This window comes from Methylobacterium indicum, from assembly GCF_017347565.1.
In the GTDB taxonomy this organism is placed as follows: Bacteria; Pseudomonadota; Alphaproteobacteria; order Rhizobiales; family Beijerinckiaceae; genus Methylobacterium; species Methylobacterium indicum.
Genome location: NZ_AP024145.1, coordinates 950,658 through 969,490, shown reverse-complemented (window position 1 = coordinate 969,490; position 18,833 = coordinate 950,658). Strand labels below are relative to the sequence as shown.

Genomic DNA, 18,833 nt, shown 5'->3' with positions numbered 1-18,833 from the left:
GAAATTTTTCGTAAAGCGGTGCCGTCTGCGGCCGTCGGCCATGGTGGTAACTGTTACGACTGGACCTTTGGCCTAGTCTGGATTGGCGCCGGCCCGGCGAATAGGGTCGCTTCCGCTACTGCCGCGGGGTTTCCGCGGCAGATCTCGTTCCGGTGACCGTCGGGCAATCGCCAACGCCCGGAACCCGCCTCCGGTCGCGGTGCCGGTACTGACCGGCGGGCGGTCAGGCGTAGTCGCCCGGCGCGATGTCGGCGCTGCGCAGGAAGATCTGGAGCGCGGGCTGCATCGCGCGGTGCAGCCGGGCGAGGTCGTCGCGCGGGCCGCCGAGTGCCCGGGCCATCGCGTCGTCCAGCGTTCCCGGACCGTAGGGGGCGTCGGCATCGACCGCCGGGACGCCGCGGGCCTCGTCCCACCCCACGGTGAGGCGGCGGATCAGGGCGATGTGCTCGGGTCCGACCTCGAACACGATCTGCTCGGGCGCCGTCCCGGTGCTCTCGTCGCGGAAGACGTCGGAGACCTGCGTCAGGTCGAGCTTGGTCAGCGGGTTGTGGTAGGTGTAGCGGCCGGGCTTCAGCTCGGCGTGGCGCAGGAAGGCGGCGAGCGCCGCGCCCACCGCCCGGTGCTCCTCCGCCGCGCCCTCGTCGTCGCCGGTGACGTTGGCGATGTCGCCGTCGCGGTCGAGACTGCCGTAGGGGGCGTCCGGGTGGATCGCCGGGGCGCCCTGCCCCGCCGGGTCCCAGGCCACGACCAGGCGCCGGATCAGGGCGATGCGCTCGAGCGTGATCTCGGTGGTGGGGCTGGTCATCGCTGGGTCTCCGTGCCGGGCCTCTGTAGAGCATCGAGGCCGGCAGCGGGAGTCGCGGATCAGATGCCGAGATAGACCCGGCGCACCTCCGGGTCGTCGCGCAGGGACGCGGCCGGCCCGCTGAGCATCAGCCGGCCGGTCTGGAGCACGTAGGCCCGGTCGGCGATGCTCAAGGACTCCGCGAGGCGCTGCTCGACCAGGAGGATCGTGGTGCCGGAGGCCCGGATCGCCTCGATGGCGGAGAAGATCTCGTCGACGAGCTTGGGCATGATGCCCTGCGAGGGCTCGTCGAGCATCAGGAGGCGCGGACGGGTCATCAGGGCGCGGCCGATGGCGAGCATCTGCTGCTCGCCGCCCGAGAGGGTGCCGGCGCGCTGCGGCAGGCGCTCCTTGAGGCGGGGAAACAGGGAGAAGACCCGGTCCAGGGGCGCCTCGCGGTCGGGCGCCTTGCGGTGGAGGTAGCTGCCGAGCCGCAGGTTGTCGGCGACCGACAGGCGGGGAAACAGCCGCTTGTTCTCCGGCACGTAGGCGATGCCCTTCGCCGTGATGGCGTGGCCCGGCAGCCCGTCGATGCGGGTGCCGTCGAACACGACCTCGCCGGATTTCGGCCGCTCCATCCCGGCGATGGACTTGAGCAAGGTCGACTTGCCGGCGCCGTTGGCGCCGGCGACCACGACGATCTCGCCCGCCGCGACCTCGATCGAGATCCCCTGGATGGCGAGCAAGCCCTGATAGGCGGTGGAGAGCCCGCGGACCTCAAGCAGCACGGTGGCGCTCCCCCAGATAGGCGGTGATGACGCCCTCGTCGCGCACCACCTCGGTCGGGTGGCCCTCCGCCAGCACGCGGCCGAGATGCAGGACGACGGCGCGGTCGACGAGCGGCATCACCACCTCCATCACGTGCTCGACCATGATGACGGTGACGCCGCTCGCCGCGACCTTGCGGATCAGCGCGACGCCGGCCTTGGCCTCGCTCGGGGTGAGCCCGGTCAGCACCTCGTCGAGGAGGAGGAGCTTCGGCTCGGTGGCGAGCGCCCGGGCGACCTCGAGGCGGCGCTTCTCGGGCGGGGTCAGCTCGCCGGCCACGGCCTCGGCGCGATGGGAGAGGCCGGCGAAGTCGAGGGTCTCCAGCGCCCTGCGCCGGGCCGCGGCGGCACCGGCGTGGCGGGCGAAGCCGCCGACGATCACGTTCTCGAGCACGTTCATCGAGTCGAACGAGCGCGGCACCTGGAAGGTGCGGGCGATGCCGCGCCGGCAGCGCTCGGGGGCGGAGAGCGGGGTGATGTCCTCGCCCCGGAAGACGATCCGTCCCTCGCTCGGCTGATAGGTGCCGGAGATCAGGTTGAACAGCGTCGACTTGCCGGCGCCGTTCGGCCCGAGCAGCCCGAGGATCTGGCCTTCCGGCACGTCGAGGCTGACATCGGCATTGGCGACGAGGCCGCCGAAGCGCAGCGTGACGTGGTCGATGCGGAGCAAGGGTTCGCTCACGGCGTGACCTCCTCGTTGCGGGCCCGGCGGGTGCGGCGAAACAGGCTGAGCACGCCTTCCGGCCGGGCGAGCGCCACCACCATCACGAGGACGCCGTAGAGCATCAGGTCGAGGCCGTTGCCGCTGCCGCCGAGATACGAGCGGCTGATCTCGGTGAGCGGGATCAGGATCGCCGCACCGACGAGCGGCCCCCACAGCGTGCCGATGCCGCCGAGCACCGCCGGCAAGGCGAAGAGCAGCGAGAAGCGGAAGCTCATCACGCTCTCGGGATCGATGTAGGAGACGTAGGCCGCGTAGAAGCCGCCGCCGATGGCGGTGAAGAAGGCCGAGACGGCGGCCGCCGCCATCTTGGAGCGGAAGACCTCGACGCCGAGGCTCTCGGCGGCCTGGGCGTCGTCCTTGACGGCGCGCCACCAGTAGCCCCAGCGCGAGCCCTCGATCAGCCAGGTCACGAACCACACCACCGCCAGGAAGCCGACCGCGAAGTGGACGTAGGGGATCTTGTCGCGGGCGAACTGGAGCGTCCACCACGAATCCGGGTTGAACGGCCACTGGATGCCCATCGCCCCGCCGACGAACTCCCAGTTGTGAACCAGGAGGAGGCCGATCTCCGCGATCACGATGGTGGCGATCGAGAAGTAGTGGCCGGCCAGCCGGAAGCACGGATAGCCGAGAAGGAGCGCCACCGCCGCCGAGAGGGCGCCGCCCGCCAGCATGCCGAACCACGGCAGCACGCCGTAGGTCACGAACAGGACCGAGGTCGCGTAGGCGCCGATGCCGAAATAGAGCGCGTGACCGAGGGAAACCTGTCCGCAATAGCCGCCCAGGATGTTCCAGCTCTGCGAGAGCGCGGCGTACATCAGGGTCAGGATCAGGACGTTCTGGAGGTAGATGTCGGTGATGCCGTAGGGCAGCGCGGCGAGGCCTGCGAAGACCACGGCGGCGACGACGAGCTTGCGCCGGCGCCTGGCCGCATGGCTCGCCTCAGCCCGCGCGAGGCCGGCGCCCGGCGCCAGGGTGGTGGTCGCGGCGGTCATCAGAGCCTCCCGAACAGGCCTTGCGGCCGCACGAACACCACCGCGAGGTAGAGGGCGTAGACCCCGATCGACTTCAGCGCCGGCGGCAGGATCACCGCCGTGAACGCCTCGACGAGGCCGACGATGATCCCGGCGACCAGCGCCCCGGCGACGCTGCCGAAGCCGCCGAGCGCCACCGTGACGTAGGCGATGAGCGCGAAGCTCGCCCCGACCTGGGGGTGGATGTAGTAGAAGATCGCCAGCACGGCGCCGGCGAGGCCGACCAGCGCCGCGCCCAAACCCCAGCCGAGGGCGAAGACCCGGTTGCGGTCGATGCCGACGAGCGCCACCGCGCCCTGGTCCTCCCGGGTCGCCTCCAGCGCGCGGCCGAAATCGGTGCGGCTCATCAGGAGGTGCAGCCCCCCGAAGGCGGCGAGCGACACGACGGCGCCGAAGAGTTGCGGCCAGGGCAGGAAGATCCCGCCGAGCTCGAGGGTGCGCCCGCCGAGCCACGTGTTCTGGACGTTGCGGTAATCGGGCGTGAACAGGTACTGGGCGGCCCCCTGGAGCAGGATCGCGAGCCCGAACGTCGCGAAGATCTGCACCATGCCCTGGTTGGCCTTGGCCCGCATGGCGAAGCGCACCACGCCCATGTAGGCGGCCGCCCCCAGCATGAAGAGCAGGGCGGCGACCAGCGGCATCAGCACCACCGGGTCGAGCCGGGTGACCAGCACCAGCCCGAAGGTCGCGTACATGGCGAGCATCAGGAACTCGCCATGGGCGAAGTTCACCACGTCCATCAGGCCGAAGATCAGCGAGAGGCCGACCGCGATCAGGGCGTAGATCAAGCCCATCAGGAGGCCGCTCGCCAGCACCTGCACCAGGGCTTGCGTCGTCATGGGGGATTCGGGCTCCGGTGGGCGGCGCGCAATGATGGATCGATCGGCGCCAGGAATGGCGCAGGTTCCTCCTCTCCCCGCGGGCGGGGAGAGGAGGAAGAGCGTCCCCTCACGCGTTCATCGGCCACTTGGCCGGCGCCGCGGCCGCGGATTCGGGGAAGACCGTGACGAACTTGTCGCCGATCCATTGCAGCAGCACCGGGTCGGCGTAGGTGTTCTGGCCGTCGGGACCGAACGCCACCTTGGTCCAGGGCATCACCGTGCGGGTGCCCGGAATGTCGGTCGCGGCGAGCGCCGCCCGGATCTTCTGGCCGTCGGTCGAGCCGGCGCGGTCGAGGGCGTCGGCGAGCACGATCATCGCCATGAACTGGCGCGAGGAATTGTCGTTGAGGTCGCGGCCGGCGCGGGCCTTGTACATTCCGTTGACGGTGGCGACCATCGGGCGCTTGGCGGCCAGATCGAGGGAGAAGCTGCCCCGCGAGATCAGGCCCTGGAGCTTGTCGCCGACCGCGTCGTAGGTGACCTTCTCGGAGAATCCGGCGGCCTGCGCGATGATGCTCTTCGGCTTGTAGCCGAGTTCGCTCATGGTCTTGGTGAGCAGGATCGCGTCGGTGGTGTAGCTCGTCGGCAAGAGCACGTCGGCGTTGGCGGTCTTGAGCTGCTGCACCTCGGCGGTCAGCGAGGGCGAATTGCTCTTGTACTTCACGTCGGCGACGATCTTGTAGCCGCGCTCGGCGGCGAGCTTGCGCTGCACCGTCGAGGAATCGACGCCGTAGATCGTGTCCTCGAAGAACAGGGCCACCGAGTCGATCTTCTGGCCCTGCTTGCGCTGGGCATCCAGGAAGTCGAACATCGCGGTCGAGAACATCTCGTCGTGGGCGGCCGGGCGGAAGAAGTACTTCAGGCCCTTGCGGTGCAGGCTCGGCGACGAGGAATCGGCGCAGACGAACGGCACGCCGTAGCGCTCGGCGGTGGCGCTCACGGTCGCGGAGACCGCCGACTGGTAGCAGCCGACGAGCGCCGACACCTTGTCCTGGGTGATCAGGCGCTCGGCCTCCGCGCGGCCCTTCTGCGGGTCGGCCTGGTGGTCGGCGAAGACGAGGCGGATCTTGGCGCCGCCGAACCCGGCGAGCCCGACGCCCTTGGCGCCCGGCAGGTCGAGGTCGTGGTCGTTGTTGATGAGGTCGAGCGCCGTCTCGATGGCGTGGCGGGCATCCACGCCCACCTGCGCGCTCGGCCCCGACATGGCGTAGAGCGCGCCGACCACCACCTCCGGCGCGGCGGCGCGGGCGGGCGTGCCGCGCAGGCTCGCGAGCGAGAGGGCGCCGGCCCCCACCAAGAGTTCTCGACGACGGATCATGCGCTGGCCTCCAGGGGCTGGACGACTTTCTCTAAGCCTCATTTCGCCTGCTTTGAAAAGCCGGTGTCGAAGCGGTCAAAGCCGGATGGCGGAAATGATGCACATACAACAGGCCCAGACGAAAGGACCGGGGACATCTGTCACAGGACGGCGAACTCGCTGTTGCGCCGGTCGGTGATCAGCATGCAGCCCGGGGCGTGGGTGATGGCGAAGGGCGGCCGCACCGCGGCGATGACCGATTGCGGGGTGACGCCGCAGGCCCAGAAGACCGGGATCTCGTCCTCCCCGATCCTCACCGGATCGCCGTAATCGGGCACGGCGATGTCCGCGATGCCGATCAGGTCCGGCCGGCCGAGATGGACCGGCGCGCCGTGGACGGCGGGGAAGCGCGAGGTGATCTGCACCGCCCGGATCGCCTGAGCGGGGGTGAGCGGGCGCATCGACACCACCATCGGTCCGGCGAAGCGGCCGGCGGGCGTGCACGGGATGCCGGTGCGGTACATCGGCACCCGCACCCCCATCTCGACGTGGCGCAGCGGCAAGCCGTCCTCGGCCATCGCCGCCTCGAACGAGTAGGAGCAGCCGATCACGAAGGCGACGAGGTCGTCGCGCCACAGGTCGGCGACCTCGTCGCGCTCCGCCACCACCTCGCCGTCGCGCCAGACCCGGTAGCCCGGGATGTCGGTCGCGATGTCGAGGTCGAGGCCGAGTTCCGGGATCCGGCGCTCGCCCGGCGCCGAGACGCCGATGATCGGGCAGGATTTCGGGTTGCGCTGGGCAAAGAGCAGGAACTCGGCGGCGAGGTCGACGGGCAGAACCGCGAGGTTGCCCTGGACGAAGCCGTCGGCGATGCCGGCGGTGCAGCCCGTGACGGCACCGCTGCGGCAGGCGAGCCTTGCGGCCTCGCCGCTCATCCGCGCCCGGTCGAAGGGAAGAGTCATCGCAGATCCCCTGCTCGCGGCCAATCGCCTGCCCAAGGATGGAGCATGATCACATCGCAGGCACGTCACGGCCAATCATGATTTCGCATCGGTTTCGATAAGCGGAGCTTATCGGCGCCAGTCCGGCGCGGCGGCGACCTCGCAGGCGAGCCGCGCCGCGGCCGCCGCGAGGCCGCTGTCGGTCAGGCTGGCATAGGTGGCCGTGAAGGCGATGTCGGGCAGGGCCGGCGCCGGGGCGATGATCCGCAAGGCCCCCTCCTCCAGGTCCCGGCGCACCACCTCGGGCGGGATCACCCCGATGCCGATGCCCTCGCGGGCCATGCGCACGATGGTGGAGAGCGAGGCGTTGCTGTGCAGCCGGGGCGGCGGCAGGTCGGAGCGGGCCAGCATCTCGCGTAAGGACACGTAGGGATTGGTGTTCTTCGGGTAGGTGATCAGCGGGTGCCGCAGAAGGCTCGCCAGGCTCACCTCGCCGGGGCCGAGATCGAGCTGCGGCGCGGCGATCCAGGCCAGGGACACGCTGCAGAGCGGCAGGTTGACCAGGCTCGGCATGGTGATGGGCCCGACCAGGAAGGCGAGGTCGAGATCCCGGTTGAGGAGCGCGTCGCGCATGTTGGGCGAGATGTCGACCGCGATATCCACCGTGACGCCGGGATGGGCCTCGTTCATCCGGGCGATGAAGCGCATCAGCCAGGTATGGACGATGGTCTCCGAGACGCCGAGGCGCAGGACGCCCCGCATCGCGCCGGGTCCGGCGACGTTCCGCATCATCTCGGTGCGCAGGTGCAGGAAACGCTCGGCATAGCCGAGGAGGTCGCGCCCCTTGGGCGTTAGCGCGACCGAGCGGGCGCGCCGCTCGAACAGCGGCACCCCGAACTCGTCCTCCAGAGCCGCGATGCGCTGCGACACCGCCGGCTGGGAGGTATTCATCCGCTCCGCCGCCTTGCGGAAACTGCACAACGAGGCAGCCCAGTAGAAGATCTCCAAGCTTCGCAGGTCCGCCATGCCCCATCCCGGTTCGCGTTCACCGGGCATCTTGGAGCAAGGATCGGACCGGGCGCAAATGCCCGCGGCCGCCTCCCGGCCGGGAGGCGGGGGCGGATCATCCCTCCGTGATGAGCGCCGCCACGCGGCGTGCGCCGGCCTCGCCCGCGGCGAGCCCGGCCGCGACGCCGGCACGGTCCGCCGCGCTGCGGTTCTGGCTCATCTTGCGCTTGCCCTCGAGGCGGGCGATCGGCAGCCGCAGGCCGACGATGCCGCGCAGCTGCGCAGCGACGAAGTCGGCGGGTGCATCCGCCACCGCCCAGGGGCCCGGCCGCGCGCCCTCGTGCCGCTCGGTGAGCCGGGTGACGACGGCCAGCAGCCGCTCCGGCTCGTCGAAGAACTCGGCGGTCCCGTAGGCGTGGACCGCGACGTAGTTCCAGGTCGGCACGACCTTCCCCGTCTCCCGCTTGGTCGCGTACCAGGACGGCGTCACGTAGGCGTCGGGCCCGGAGAAGATCGCCAGCGACTCGGCCAGAGCCGGCTCGCGCCAATGCGGGTTGGCGCGGGCGAGGTGGCCGTAGAGCACGCCGCGCTCGCCCTCCTCCGGCGCGAGGAGGAGCGGCAGCGGCGTGCACAGGAGACCGACCGCCGTCGCGGTCACGAGGCTCGCGAGCGGCGCGGCCCGCATCGTCTCGTGGATCGCGGCCTCGTCGGTCTCGCGGAAGGCGGGCGGGACGTACATCGAAACTCTCCTCGGCCGCGACGGGGCCGGTACTGGTCCTTGCCCCGAAACCGGCCCATGCTGAACGGCCAGTTCGCCACGAAATGGGTGGGCCAGTTTGACCGAAGCCTCACGCCTCCCCGCCCCGGTCGGCCGCCGGATCGGCGCCGACCTGAAGGCGCAGATCGCCCAGGGCGTCTATCCGCCGGGGACGGCCGTGCCGTCGAGCCGGGCGCTCGCGATCGAGCTCGGGGTCTCGCGCACCACCGTGACGGCGGCCTACGACCAGCTCGTCGCCGAGGGGTGGCTCGAGACCCGGCCCGGGGGGCGGACGCGGGTCGCCGCCGGCATCCTGCCGGTGCCGCCCCCGGGGCCCGGCGAGGCGACGGCACCGCCGCGCCTGTCCGCCTTCGGTCACCGCCTCATGGCCGAGCCGCCGCCCGAGACGCGGCCGGGACCGGCGATCGATTTCCGCTACGGCGACCTCTCGGGCCGCGACTTCCCGGTCCTCGCCTGGCGGCGGGCGCTCACCGCCGCCGTCCTGCGCCGGCCGGCCCGTCTCGGCTACGACGATCCGCGGGGACTGCCGGAGCTGCGGGCGGCGCTCCAGGCCTATCTCTGGCGCGCCCGCGGCCTGCGCTGCGACCTCGACCAGATCGTCGTCGTCAACGGGTCGCAGCAGGGCATCGACCTCTGCGCCCGGCTGTTCGTCGATCCGGGCGACCGGGTGGTATTCGAGGAGCCGGGCTACGGCACGGCGCGCCGGACCTTCGCGGCGGCGGGCGCCGCGATCATCCCGGTCCCGGTCGATGCGGAAGGGATGCGGACCGGAGGGCTCGGCCCGGCGCGGCTCGCCTACGTCACGCCCTCGCACCAGTTCCCCCTCGGCGGCGTGATGCCGGTCGCGCGGCGTCAAGCCCTGCTCGCCTGGGCGGAGGCCTGCGGGGCCATGATCGTCGAGGACGATTACGACGGCGAATACCGCTTCGACGGGCAGCCCGTGGAATCGCTGCTGAGCCTCGATCGCACCGGCCGCGTCGTCTATGTCGGAACGGTCTCCAAGACGCTCTCGCCGCAGTTGCGCCTGGGCTACCTCGTGGTGCCGCCGGCCCTGGCTCCGGCCATGGCCGAGGCCAAGCGCCTCGCCGACCGGCAGGCGCCGGGGCTGGAACAGGCCGCCCTCGCCGCCCTGCTCGCGGAGGGCGGCTACGAGCGCCACCTGCGCCAGGCCCGCCGGCGCAACGCCGCCCGGCGCGCCGCCATGCTGGCCGCCCTCGCCGAGCATGTCGGTGCCGCGGTCCGGGTCGAGGGCGCGGCGGCGGGGCTGCACCTCGTCGCCTGGCTCCTGCGCGAGCCCGCCGCGCGGGAGGCCGCGATCGTCGCGGCGGCCAGAGCCGCGGGGATCGGCGTCTACCCGGTCGGCCCGCTCTACCACGACGCGGCGGTGCGGCCCGACCGGGCCGGACTGATCCTGGGCTTTGCCGGGAGCGAGCCCGCGGCGATCCGGGAGGGCATCGGCGCCCTCGCCGCCGTGCTGGCCTCCGGGTGCCCCGCGGCGGGCTGAGCCGGTGGCATCTCGGCCTTGCGCAATCGGGTCGGGGATAAGCGTTTCGGCAACGCTTTGCCTGTAAGCCCTAGCAGCGCCCGGGCGCGGTGCCGGTTCAGCATGACCGGGGGACCTTCTTGCAGCATCCACCTCGGGAGCCGGCCGCCACCGTCAGAATGGTAGGCCGTCGATTGGCAAATCTCCGGCTGGCAGGCAGACGGGACGTCGGGCTCGGGCGCCGGCTGTGGGTCACGGCCCTGCTCCTCGCGGCGGGTCTGCTCGCCCTCACGGCCATCGTCATCGCCCCCTCGGTCACGGCCTACCGCGACAGCCAGAGCAACCTCGCGCGCATCGGCCGGCTGCGGCAGGTGCTCGAGGCCGCCAACCGCCTCTCGGCGGAGCGCGGCCCCTCGAACGTGGTCATGGCGATCGCCCCCGGCAGCGATCCGGCGGCGGAGGCGCGGCTCGCGGCCTTTCGGGTGGCGAGCGACAGGGCACTGATGGGCATTGCGGCCCTCGAACAAGCGGACCCGGCCGCCCCGGCAGACGAGACCGATCGCCTCCTGCCGGATCGCATCGTCGCGGCGACGGGGGCCCGGCTGGAGGAGGCGCGGCGCGAGGTCGACCGGGTCGCCGGGGTGCCGGTCTCCGAGCGCCGCGCCGCGGACATCGCCGCAGCGGTCGCCCGGATGGTGGCGGTGGTCGACATGTACCAGGACGCCGTCGCCTGGGAGATCCGCGCCCTCGGCCAGGCCGACCCCCGCCTGATCGGTCCGGGGCTCGTCGGCCACGTGGTGAGCGACCTGCGCGAATATGGCGGCCGGATCGGCTCGGCCATCATCCCGGCGGTGGCGGTGCAGCAGCCGCTCGATCCGCTCCAGATCGCCGAGGCGGTGCAGATCCGGGGCCGCATCGTCGAGCTGATGCGGCTGCTGCGCGGCCAGGCGGCGTTCGGACCCGGCCAGCCGGTGGCGGATCTCCTGGCCGAGGTCGAGGCGACCTTCTGCGAGACGGGGCTCGGCCTCATCGACACGGCGATCGCCGAGGGACGCAGCGGCGGCCGCTACACGCTCTCGGCCGACGAACTCACCCGCCGCTACGTCCCGACCCTGAAGCCGGTCGAGGCCCTGCGCGACCGCTACCTCGCCGGAATGGTCGCGGGCTTCGCCGCCGAGCGCGACGCCGTGCGCACCCGGCTCGTCGCCGTGGCCTGCGGCACCGTGACGGTCCTGACGGTCCTCGTCGCCCTGCTGCTGTCGCTGCGGGCCTCGGTGCTGCGCCCGTTGCTGATCGCTCGCGAGACCGTCATGGCCTTGTCGGAGGACGGCGCGCCGGCCCCGCGCCGGCTGCCGGCCCTGCGGGTGACCGAGATCCGGCGCCTGTTCGACGCCCTCGCGGTGCTGGACGAGCGGATGCACGAGCGCGGTCGCCTGATGGCGACCCTGCGCCGGCAGGCCGAGACCGACGGCCTGACCGGAATGAGCAACCGCCGGGGCCTCGCCGTCGCGATGACGCGCCTCGCCGGGGCGTCCGGGGGCCTCGGGGCCGCCGCCCTGATGATCGACCTCGACGGCTTCAAGAAGGTCAACGACAGCCTCGGCCACGAGGCCGGCGACGACCTGATCCGGCAGGCCGGTGCGCGGCTCGCGGCCTGCATCGGCGGGGACGGCCTCGTCGCCCGCATGGGCGGCGACGAGTTCGCGGTTCTGCTGCCCGGCTGCGGCGAGCCCGAGCAGGCCACGGCCTTCGCCGAGACGTTCCTGCACAGCCTCTCCGAGCCGTTCCCGATCGCCGGCCAGACCATCCATCTCGGGGCGAGCGTCGGCATCGCGCTCAGCCCGCTCCACGGCCCCCTCGACGACGCGCTCCTCGCCTGCGCCGACATGGCGCTCTACGAGGCCAAGCGCGCCGGGCGGCACTGCCACCGCCTGTTCACGCCGGCCCTGCGCGACGCGACCCTGTCCTGGACCGCGCGCCAGCAGGAGCTGCTGCGGGCGCTGGCCGCCGGGGAGTTCGTGCTGTTCTACCAGCCGCAGCTGCGGCTGGCGGATCGCCGGGTCGTCGGCGCGGAGGCGCTGATCCGCTGGCGCCACCCCCGGCTCGGCCTCCTCGCCCCGGCGGAGTTCCTGGCTCCCCTCGAGGCGAGCCGGCTCGCCGTGCCGGTCGGCCGCTGGGTGCTGCGCGAGGCCTGCGCCCAGGCCGCCGCGTGGCGCCGGGCCGGCGCGGGCGACCTGAGGATCGGCGTCAACCTGTTCGGGGCGCAGTTCCACTCGGCGAGCCTCGTCGACGAGGTGAAGGCGGCGCTCGCCGATTCCGGCCTGCCGGCCTCCGCCCTCGAGATCGAGATCACCGAGACCATCATCCTGCGGCACGACGAGGGCCTGATCGCACCACTGCGGGCGCTGCGCGACCTCGGCGTCGGCCTCGCCTTCGACGATTACGGCACCGGCTACGCCTCGCTCAGCCTGCTGAAGCGCTTCCCGCTCACCCGGCTGAAGATCGACCGCTCGTTCGTGCAGGGCATGGTGGCCTCGCCCCAGGACCGGGCGATCGTGCAGTCGGTGCTGACGCTCGGGCGCAGCTTCGGGCTCGCCGTCATCGCCGAGGGCGTCGAGACCGAGACGATGGCCGAGAGGCTGCGGGCGAAGGGCTGCGAGGAGGCGCAGGGCTACCTGTTCGGCCGCCCGATGCCCGCCGAGGCGTTCACGGCTTTGTGCTGCGCCGACGAGCGGCGGAGCGCCTGAGGCCCGGCCGGGAGGCGCGCGTCCGGCCATCCCCGCGGACCGGTCGATGGGGCCGCCGCATCGACGATCGGCCCATACGGTGCGGGGGGTGGCGAGGGGATCGGCGATGGGACGATCGAGGGTCGAGACCGGCCCCCGCTTGCGGTCCCCCTGCCCCCTATGACCTGCCCCCCATTGAAAGAGGTGGCGGGCCGGCGGCCTCAGCCTGCAGCCTTCAGCGACTCGCCGAACGACTGCACGAGGCGCGCTTCGAGCTTGCCGTCCATGGCGGACAGGATCGCCATCGCATCGGCCATCGGCATCGGCGCCTTGTAGGGGCGACGCTCCGTCAGGGCGGCGTAGATGTCGCAGATGGTGAGCAGGCGCACGATGTCGCCGATCTGGCTGCCGGCGAGGCCGTCGGGATAGCCCGACCCGTCGAGCATCTCGTGGTGATGGCGCGCGGCGGCGAGCGTGATCGGGTCGCGCTCGCCGCCGGCCACCAGGATCTCGTGACCGATGGCGGCGTGGGTGCGCATCACGCTCATCTCGTCCGGCGCGAGCCGGCCGGGCTTGTTGAGGATCTCGAGCGGGATGCGCGCCTTGCCGACGTCGTGGATGAGCGCGGCGCGCACGAAGCGGAACTGGTCTTCGTGGCGAAAGCCCAGATGCAGCGAGAATTGCGCGGCGTGGCCGGCGACCAGAAGGCAATGCTGGTAGGTGGCATCGTCGTGGGTCCACACCGTGTCGAGCCAGCGGGCGAGGCCGCCCTCGCGGACCGCGGTGAGGATCGGGCCGAGGCCGGCCTCGACGGCGCCCATGCGGATCGGCTGGCCGGCCCGCGCCTCGGCGAGAAGGCCGCTCAGCGCCTCGCCGGCCCGGGCGACCCCCTGGCTGACCGTCTGGCCCGCACCCTCGGCGATGATGCCGACCTGGTTGGCGAGCGCCGCCACGATCGTCTCGGGCGGCACGTAGGCGGGCATGCACACCGTCGCCCCGAGGGTCTTGGCGTGGCGCAGCGCGTCCTGGGTCGCCTTGCGCAGCAGGCAGATCACCGGCAGGTGCTTGTCGGCGAAGCGGCGCTGAAGCGCGCGCAGGCAGTGATCGGCTTCCGGCCGGGACAGGGTCATGTCCGACACCACGCCGGCGAGCGCCCCCCGGCCTCGCCACGTCTCGTCCGGGCCGACGACGTCGCAGATGCCGATCCCCCGCAAGGCCGCACTGATCGCGGCACTGCGGTCCGGCCTGTCGGTCACGAGGACGAAGGTCCTCTCGTCGGGCATCGCGTCCCTCCTGGCGGCCGCACGGCTCCTCTGCGGTCCCTGATCTACAGGTTTACTCCCGAACAAATGCTTACGCCGATCGCGACCATCACCGGGCCGCCGCAAGCAGACCCAGCTCGGCGGCTGGTATCGGCGCGTCGTCGGCGCCACCCTCGTGGCGTTTCGTGGCCGCCCCCCGCCCGGCGCGACGCCCGGGGCCGGCGCGACGTCGCTTGTCGTTCTCCGATACAACCTATGAATGTTATCGGCCTAGAATGAACTCATCCTGCGATAACGTCGCCGTAACTGTTAGGCACGGCAGGCCCGGTCCGGCCGGGATCTCCATCCGGCGTGCCACGCATCCTCCGGTTCGGCGACCGGGCCCGTGCACCTCACGAAGTCCCGGCAGGGCCGACACTGCCCCGGCTGCGGGCGGCTCCGAATCGGCCGCTTTCACGGGCGCGGCGTTGGCGGTCGCGGCCGAGGGGCCTTCCGATGAGGCGCCTGCCCTCGGCAGCCTTCGCCGTGTCGTGCCGGTCCGAGCATCCCGGCCTTCAGGGCGCGCATGTCCTCGCCATCATCGTGGCGGCAAGGAGCGGGTCTCTTCCTCCATGCCGTCGTGACGATGTCGAGAGAGATGGAAAACGGGCGCGATACTATCGAATGAACCGGAACCGACCGGAATAGAACCGGGCAGGATTGCTCCGCACGGCCGAAGAAAGCTTTCCCGTGCGCGACGGGCAGCCGGGATCTCGACCCGGGCGGTGGTAGCCCGTCGATATCGGGTCCACGGCCCCGGTCATCGCGAAACCGCACCGTATGCTGTTTGTCTGACGCTAGGTCAGTCGATATCCCGGCCCCGAAGATCATCGATGGTCGATCTTTCATTGCGCGAGGCAGGATCCACCGTCTCCCGATCGTCGCCGTTGGTGTTTCTCGATATTTCTCAGGCCGCCCCGTCATCGGGACTTCATGCGGCCAAGCTAGGCGCCGGCCCGCAACAGAGAACATCGTCTCGAGGGGTCCATGCGTCCGACGCTCCACGCCGCGCTGCTTGCGGCGACCTGCCTGTTTCCGATCGATGCGTGGGCGCAAGGCGTTCCGACCTCGCCGCCGGTCGGCTTCCCGAACAGCACGTCGGTCACTCCCGGCACGGTGATGAACCGGGTGCTCGATTCCTATGCCGGGCTCCTTGCCGGCGATCCCGCGGCGCTGACCCGGAACTACCAGACCGTCGTCGCGATGACGCAGGGGCGCACCGACGCCCAGACCCTGGCGGCGATCCACGACGACCGCACGGGCCAGGCCTACAGCATCCTCAACGGCCTCGGACCGCTGACCTCGGCCTACCTCACGGGCGCCGGCGCGTCGGTCACCGGAACGTCCCCGAACAGCCTGACGCCGACGGCCTACGTCGCCACGACGCTCGCCGACTACGCGGCCAGCATCCGCACCGGCAACGACGCCAGCGCGGGCGCGACGACCTTCGGCAATGGCACGGCGACGCCGCTCGCCGCGGCGGTCGGCTTCATCAACGACGTGGCCCGGGCCAACGCCTCGACCGAGCCGGCCAAGCGGATCTTCGCCCGCTCCCAGGGCGACGCTCCCGCCATCAACCCGCTCGATCCCCGCTTCAACGCCTACAGCGCGACGACCAACAAGACCGGCCTCTCGACCCGCGACACCGCGGGCCTGGTGGTGCCGACCTACCTCCAGAACTTCCCCGTCCCGGCGGTCTACGGCACGGCGGATCGCTGGGTGCGCGGCTTCACGGTCACGCAAGCCATGATCGACGCCAATGGCGGCCGGCCGCTCACCGTGCCCAACGTCGGCACCTTCTCGGGGAGCACCTTCACGCCGACGACCTTCTCGGTCGGCGATTACGTGCCGGGCATCGGCACCTCGCCGCGGCCCTACCGGGTCTCGACCGGCGTCGCCGTGCCGACGCTGCTGCAGCCGGTCATCAACAGCACCAACCCCTATGCCGACGGCGCCTATCCGAGCGGCCACACCAATTCGGGCTACCTCCAGGCGCTGGCCACCGCCTTCCTGGTGCCGGAGCGGGGCCAGCAGCTCCTGACCCGGGCCTCGGAACTCGGCAACAACCGCATCCTGGCCGGCATGCACTCGCCCTTCGACGTGATGGGCGGCCGGATGGAATCGAGCGCGATCGTCGCCACCAACATCTACGGCGCGCTCTACGATTCGGCCGGCAACCGGCTCGACTGGACCGACCCGGCGAACAAGGCCGCCTACGGGGTCTACCAGGCCTACCGGCAAACGCAGTCCTATCTCGCCTCGACCTGCGGCGCGGCGAGCGTCGCGTCCTGCCTCAACGCGGCCGCCGCCGCGGGCACGACCGACGCCTTCGGCGACGCGGCGCGCAACAAGGCCGACTACACCGCCCGCCTGACCTACGGCTTCCAGCCCACCGGCACCGTCGCCCCGATGACGACCGCCGACGTGCCGCTGCAGGCACAGGTGCTGCTGCTCACCCGCTTCCCCTACCTCACCGACGCGCAGCGCACCGAGATACTGGCGAGCACCGGCCTTCCCTCCGGCTACCCGGTTCTCAGCGGCAACACCTATGACGGCTGGGGCCGGCTGAACCTCTACGCCGCCTTCGACGGCTACGGCGCCTTCACCCGCGCCGTCACCGTGACGATGGATGCAGGCCAGGGCGGCACCTCGGCCTTCGACACCTGGCGCAACGACATCGCGGGCCAGGGTTCGCTCACCAAGGCCGGCAGCGGCACCCTGGTGCTGACCGGTGCCAACACGTATGCGGGCGGCACCACGGTGGCGGGCGGCACCCTCGTCGGCCACGCCCGGGCCTTCGGTTCGGGCGCGATCCGCAACGATGCCAGCCTCGTCCTCGATCAGGCCGTCGACGGCACGATGGCCAACGCGCTTTCGGGCACCGGCACGCTCGCCAAGATCAATGCCGGCACCCTCACGCTGACCGGCCAGAGCGCCTTCACCGGCGCCACGGCGGTGCTCGGCGGCGGCCTCGCGGTGAACGGGTCGCTCGCCGGCTCGGTCGTCACGGTCGGCGCCGGCGGCCTGCTCGGCGGCACCGGCACGGTCGGCGGGGTGGCGGCGCAGTCCGGTGCGACGGTCGCCCCCGGCGGCTCCCTCGGCACCCTCACGGTCGCCGGCAATGCCAGCTTCGCCGCCGGCTCGACCTTCCAGGTCGAGGCCAATGCGAGCGGCCAGTCCGACCGCCTCGCCGTCACCGGCGCCGCCACGATCCAAGGCGGTACCGTCCAGGTGCTCGCCGCGAACGGCGCCTACGCCCCCCGCACCGGCTACACCATCCTGTCGGCCGCGGGCGGCATCTCCGGCACCTTCGCGGGCGTCGCCTCCAACCTCGCCTTCCTCACCCCGACGCTCCGCTACCAGCCCGCCGAGGTCGATCTCACGCTCACCCGCAACGACGTCGCCTTCGCCGCCATCGCCCGGACCCGCAACCAGGCCGCCGTCGCCACCGCCATCCAGGGCGCGGGCGCGGGATCGGGCGTCTACGACCGCACGGTGGGGCTGACGACGCCGGAGGCCGTCACCGCCTTCCAGGCGCTCACCGGCGACATCCACGCCAGCGCGGTCTCGGCCGCCTACGAGACCGCCTTCTTCGTCCGCGAAGCCATCCTCGACCGGCTGCGCTGGTCGGGCGAGGCGACTCGCGACTACGGGAGCCTCCCCGCCACCTACACCGCCGACCTCCCCGGACGGGCCGCGCCCGTCGCCCCGGTGCCGGTGCGGGTGCTCGATCCCCGGGTGTTCGGCCTCTGGGGCCAGGGCTTCGGCAGCTTCGGCCAGGCGCGAAACGACGGGAATGCCGTCACCCTCAACCGCGACACCGCCGGCTTCGTGCTCGGTGCCGATATCCGGCTCGAGAGCGGCCTCCGCCTCGGCGTGGCCGGCGGCTATACCCGCACCACCCTCGACGCGCCCGGCCAGACGGCGAGCGGGTCGATCGAAAGCGGGTTCGGCGGCGTCTACGGGGGCTACGAGGCCGGTCCCTTCGCCCTGCGGCTCGGCGCGGTCTATGCCGACAACAGCCTGCGCCTGCGCCGCTCCGTGGTGTTTCCCGGCGTCTCGGAGACCGAGAGCGCCCGCTACGGCGGATCGACGGTGCAGGGCTTCGGCGAGATCGGCTACCGGATCGCGCTTGCGGCGGGGACGCTCGGCAAGGCCTCCGCGTCCTTTATCGAGCCGTTCGTCGGCGGGGCCTATGTCGGCATCGACCGGGACCGGTTCGCCGAGACTGGCGGCGTCGCGGCCCTGAGCGGCGCCTCGCGGCTCGCCGAGATCCCGACGCTGACGGCGGGTATCCGCGGGCAGACCGAGGTGGATCTCAGCTTCGGCGCGCCGGTGTCGCTGCACGGGCTGGTGGGCTACCGCCGCGCCTTCGGCGACGTGATCCCGACGGCGCTCCTGGCCTTCGGGACCGGACCCAGCTTCGTGACCGCGGGGATCCCGATCAGCCGGGACGCGCTGGTGGCCTCGGCGGGCCTCGACCTGCGGGTGTCGCAGGCGGCGACGATCGGCGTGTCCTATACAGGCCAGGTCGGATCGCGGGCCGAGGACCACGCGATGAAGGGCAGCTTCACCTACCGGTTCTGAACTTTGGCGCAGGCCAGAAAAAGAGGGCGCGGCGCGAGCCGCGCCCTTCTTCGTTCGTAGGGTTGTCGCGAGGCGGCCGTCTCTAAGCCTCCTATGCGCAAGAGCTGCCCGAGGACGGGCCCGGGCCGGCCTACGCCGCCTTGAGACGCGGGACCGGGCAGCGGGCCGGGGTTCCCTCGTCGTCCGTGCTCCAGCGGCAGACCGGGCGGCCGGTCTCCGGATCGAGGGACCAAGTGGCGCGCAGGACGGTCTTGGGCACCGGAACGGCGGGAGCCGCGGGCAGGCGCACGGACACGGCGCCCTTCGGCGCGAAGGGCAGGATGGTGAAGGTCATGATGCACCTCTCGGGGGCGGCCGTCCGCGCGGCCGACGCCTCCGAGAGCGCCCGGTCAGGCGTCCCTGCGAGAAGCGGCCGGCACGAACGGCGCGGTCGATCGACTGTGACTGTCGCTCGGCATGGGG

14 protein-coding genes are annotated in these 18,833 nt (G+C 71.9%); 3 read left to right on the top strand and 11 right to left on the bottom strand.

Features of this window, described 5'->3' with window-relative positions; all coding sequences use genetic code 11:
• Nucleotides 1-223: 223 nt before the first annotated feature.
• The 9 genes from miv_RS04420 to miv_RS04380 form a co-directional block, all read right to left on the bottom strand.
• Complete coding sequence (locus miv_RS04420) at nucleotides 224-805, bottom strand: hypothetical protein (RefSeq protein WP_207181608.1); 582 nt, start codon at nucleotides 803-805, stop codon at nucleotides 224-226.
• Between the two features lie 59 nt (nucleotides 806-864).
• Nucleotides 865-1,569, bottom strand: coding sequence for an ABC transporter ATP-binding protein (locus miv_RS04415; RefSeq protein ID WP_207183391.1), 705 nt, complete (start codon nucleotides 1,567-1,569; stop codon nucleotides 865-867).
• Nucleotides 1,562-2,293, bottom strand: coding sequence for an ABC transporter ATP-binding protein (locus tag miv_RS04410; RefSeq protein ID WP_207181607.1), 732 nt, complete (start codon nucleotides 2,291-2,293; stop codon nucleotides 1,562-1,564). The genes miv_RS04415 and miv_RS04410 overlap by 8 nt, the downstream gene beginning before the upstream one ends.
• Nucleotides 2,290-3,330, bottom strand: coding sequence for a branched-chain amino acid ABC transporter permease (locus miv_RS04405; protein ID WP_207181606.1), 1,041 nt, complete (start codon nucleotides 3,328-3,330; stop codon nucleotides 2,290-2,292). Before miv_RS04405 ends, miv_RS04410 begins: the two co-directional genes overlap by 4 nt.
• Nucleotides 3,330-4,208 (bottom strand): branched-chain amino acid ABC transporter permease, encoded by an 879-nt coding sequence (locus tag miv_RS04400; protein WP_048430487.1) that lies wholly within the window; start codon nucleotides 4,206-4,208, stop codon nucleotides 3,330-3,332. The genes miv_RS04405 and miv_RS04400 overlap by 1 nt, the downstream gene beginning before the upstream one ends.
• Nucleotides 4,209-4,317: 109 nt before the next feature.
• Entirely contained in the window at nucleotides 4,318-5,568 is a 1,251-nt protein-coding gene (locus miv_RS04395) for an ABC transporter substrate-binding protein (RefSeq protein WP_207181605.1), read from the bottom strand.
• A 140-nt stretch (nucleotides 5,569-5,708) separates the two neighbouring features.
• Nucleotides 5,709-6,509 (bottom strand): putative hydro-lyase, encoded by an 801-nt coding sequence (locus miv_RS04390; protein ID WP_058616936.1) that lies wholly within the window; start codon nucleotides 6,507-6,509, stop codon nucleotides 5,709-5,711.
• A gap of 108 nt (nucleotides 6,510-6,617) precedes the next feature.
• The gene (locus tag miv_RS04385) at nucleotides 6,618-7,514 is read right to left on the bottom strand and encodes a LysR family transcriptional regulator (protein ID WP_048430484.1); all 897 of its coding nucleotides are present in this window, start codon (nucleotides 7,512-7,514) and stop codon (nucleotides 6,618-6,620) included.
• Nucleotides 7,515-7,611: 97 nt separating this feature from the next.
• Nucleotides 7,612-8,235, bottom strand: a complete 624-nt coding sequence (locus miv_RS04380) for an FMN-binding negative transcriptional regulator (RefSeq protein ID WP_207181604.1) — start codon at nucleotides 8,233-8,235, stop codon at nucleotides 7,612-7,614.
• 97 nt (nucleotides 8,236-8,332) lie between these two features.
• On the opposite strand from miv_RS04380, the gene pdxR reads away from it, so the two are divergent.
• Both pdxR and miv_RS04370 read left to right on the top strand, forming a co-directional pair.
• A complete protein-coding gene (pdxR, locus tag miv_RS04375) occupies nucleotides 8,333-9,778 on the top strand; it encodes a MocR-like pyridoxine biosynthesis transcription factor PdxR (protein ID WP_207181603.1) in 1,446 nt (481 codons plus the stop codon).
• A 173-nt stretch (nucleotides 9,779-9,951) separates the two neighbouring features.
• Nucleotides 9,952-12,504, top strand: a complete 2,553-nt coding sequence (locus miv_RS04370) for a putative bifunctional diguanylate cyclase/phosphodiesterase (RefSeq protein WP_244748862.1) — start codon at nucleotides 9,952-9,954, stop codon at nucleotides 12,502-12,504.
• 200 nt (nucleotides 12,505-12,704) lie between these two features.
• On the opposite strand, the gene miv_RS04365 is transcribed toward miv_RS04370, so the two are convergent.
• The gene (locus miv_RS04365; protein ID WP_207181600.1) at nucleotides 12,705-13,766 is read right to left on the bottom strand and encodes an HD-GYP domain-containing protein; all 1,062 of its coding nucleotides are present in this window, start codon (nucleotides 13,764-13,766) and stop codon (nucleotides 12,705-12,707) included.
• A gap of 1,005 nt (nucleotides 13,767-14,771) precedes the next feature.
• On the opposite strand from miv_RS04365, the gene miv_RS04360 reads away from it, so the two are divergent.
• A complete protein-coding gene (locus tag miv_RS04360) occupies nucleotides 14,772-18,371 on the top strand; it encodes an autotransporter family protein (protein WP_244748860.1) in 3,600 nt (1,199 codons plus the stop codon).
• A gap of 130 nt (nucleotides 18,372-18,501) precedes the next feature.
• Here miv_RS04360 and miv_RS04355 read toward each other — a convergent pair whose 3' ends face one another.
• Complete coding sequence (locus miv_RS04355; RefSeq protein ID WP_207181598.1) at nucleotides 18,502-18,705, bottom strand: hypothetical protein; 204 nt, start codon at nucleotides 18,703-18,705, stop codon at nucleotides 18,502-18,504.
• Nucleotides 18,706-18,833: the final 128 nt, after the last annotated feature.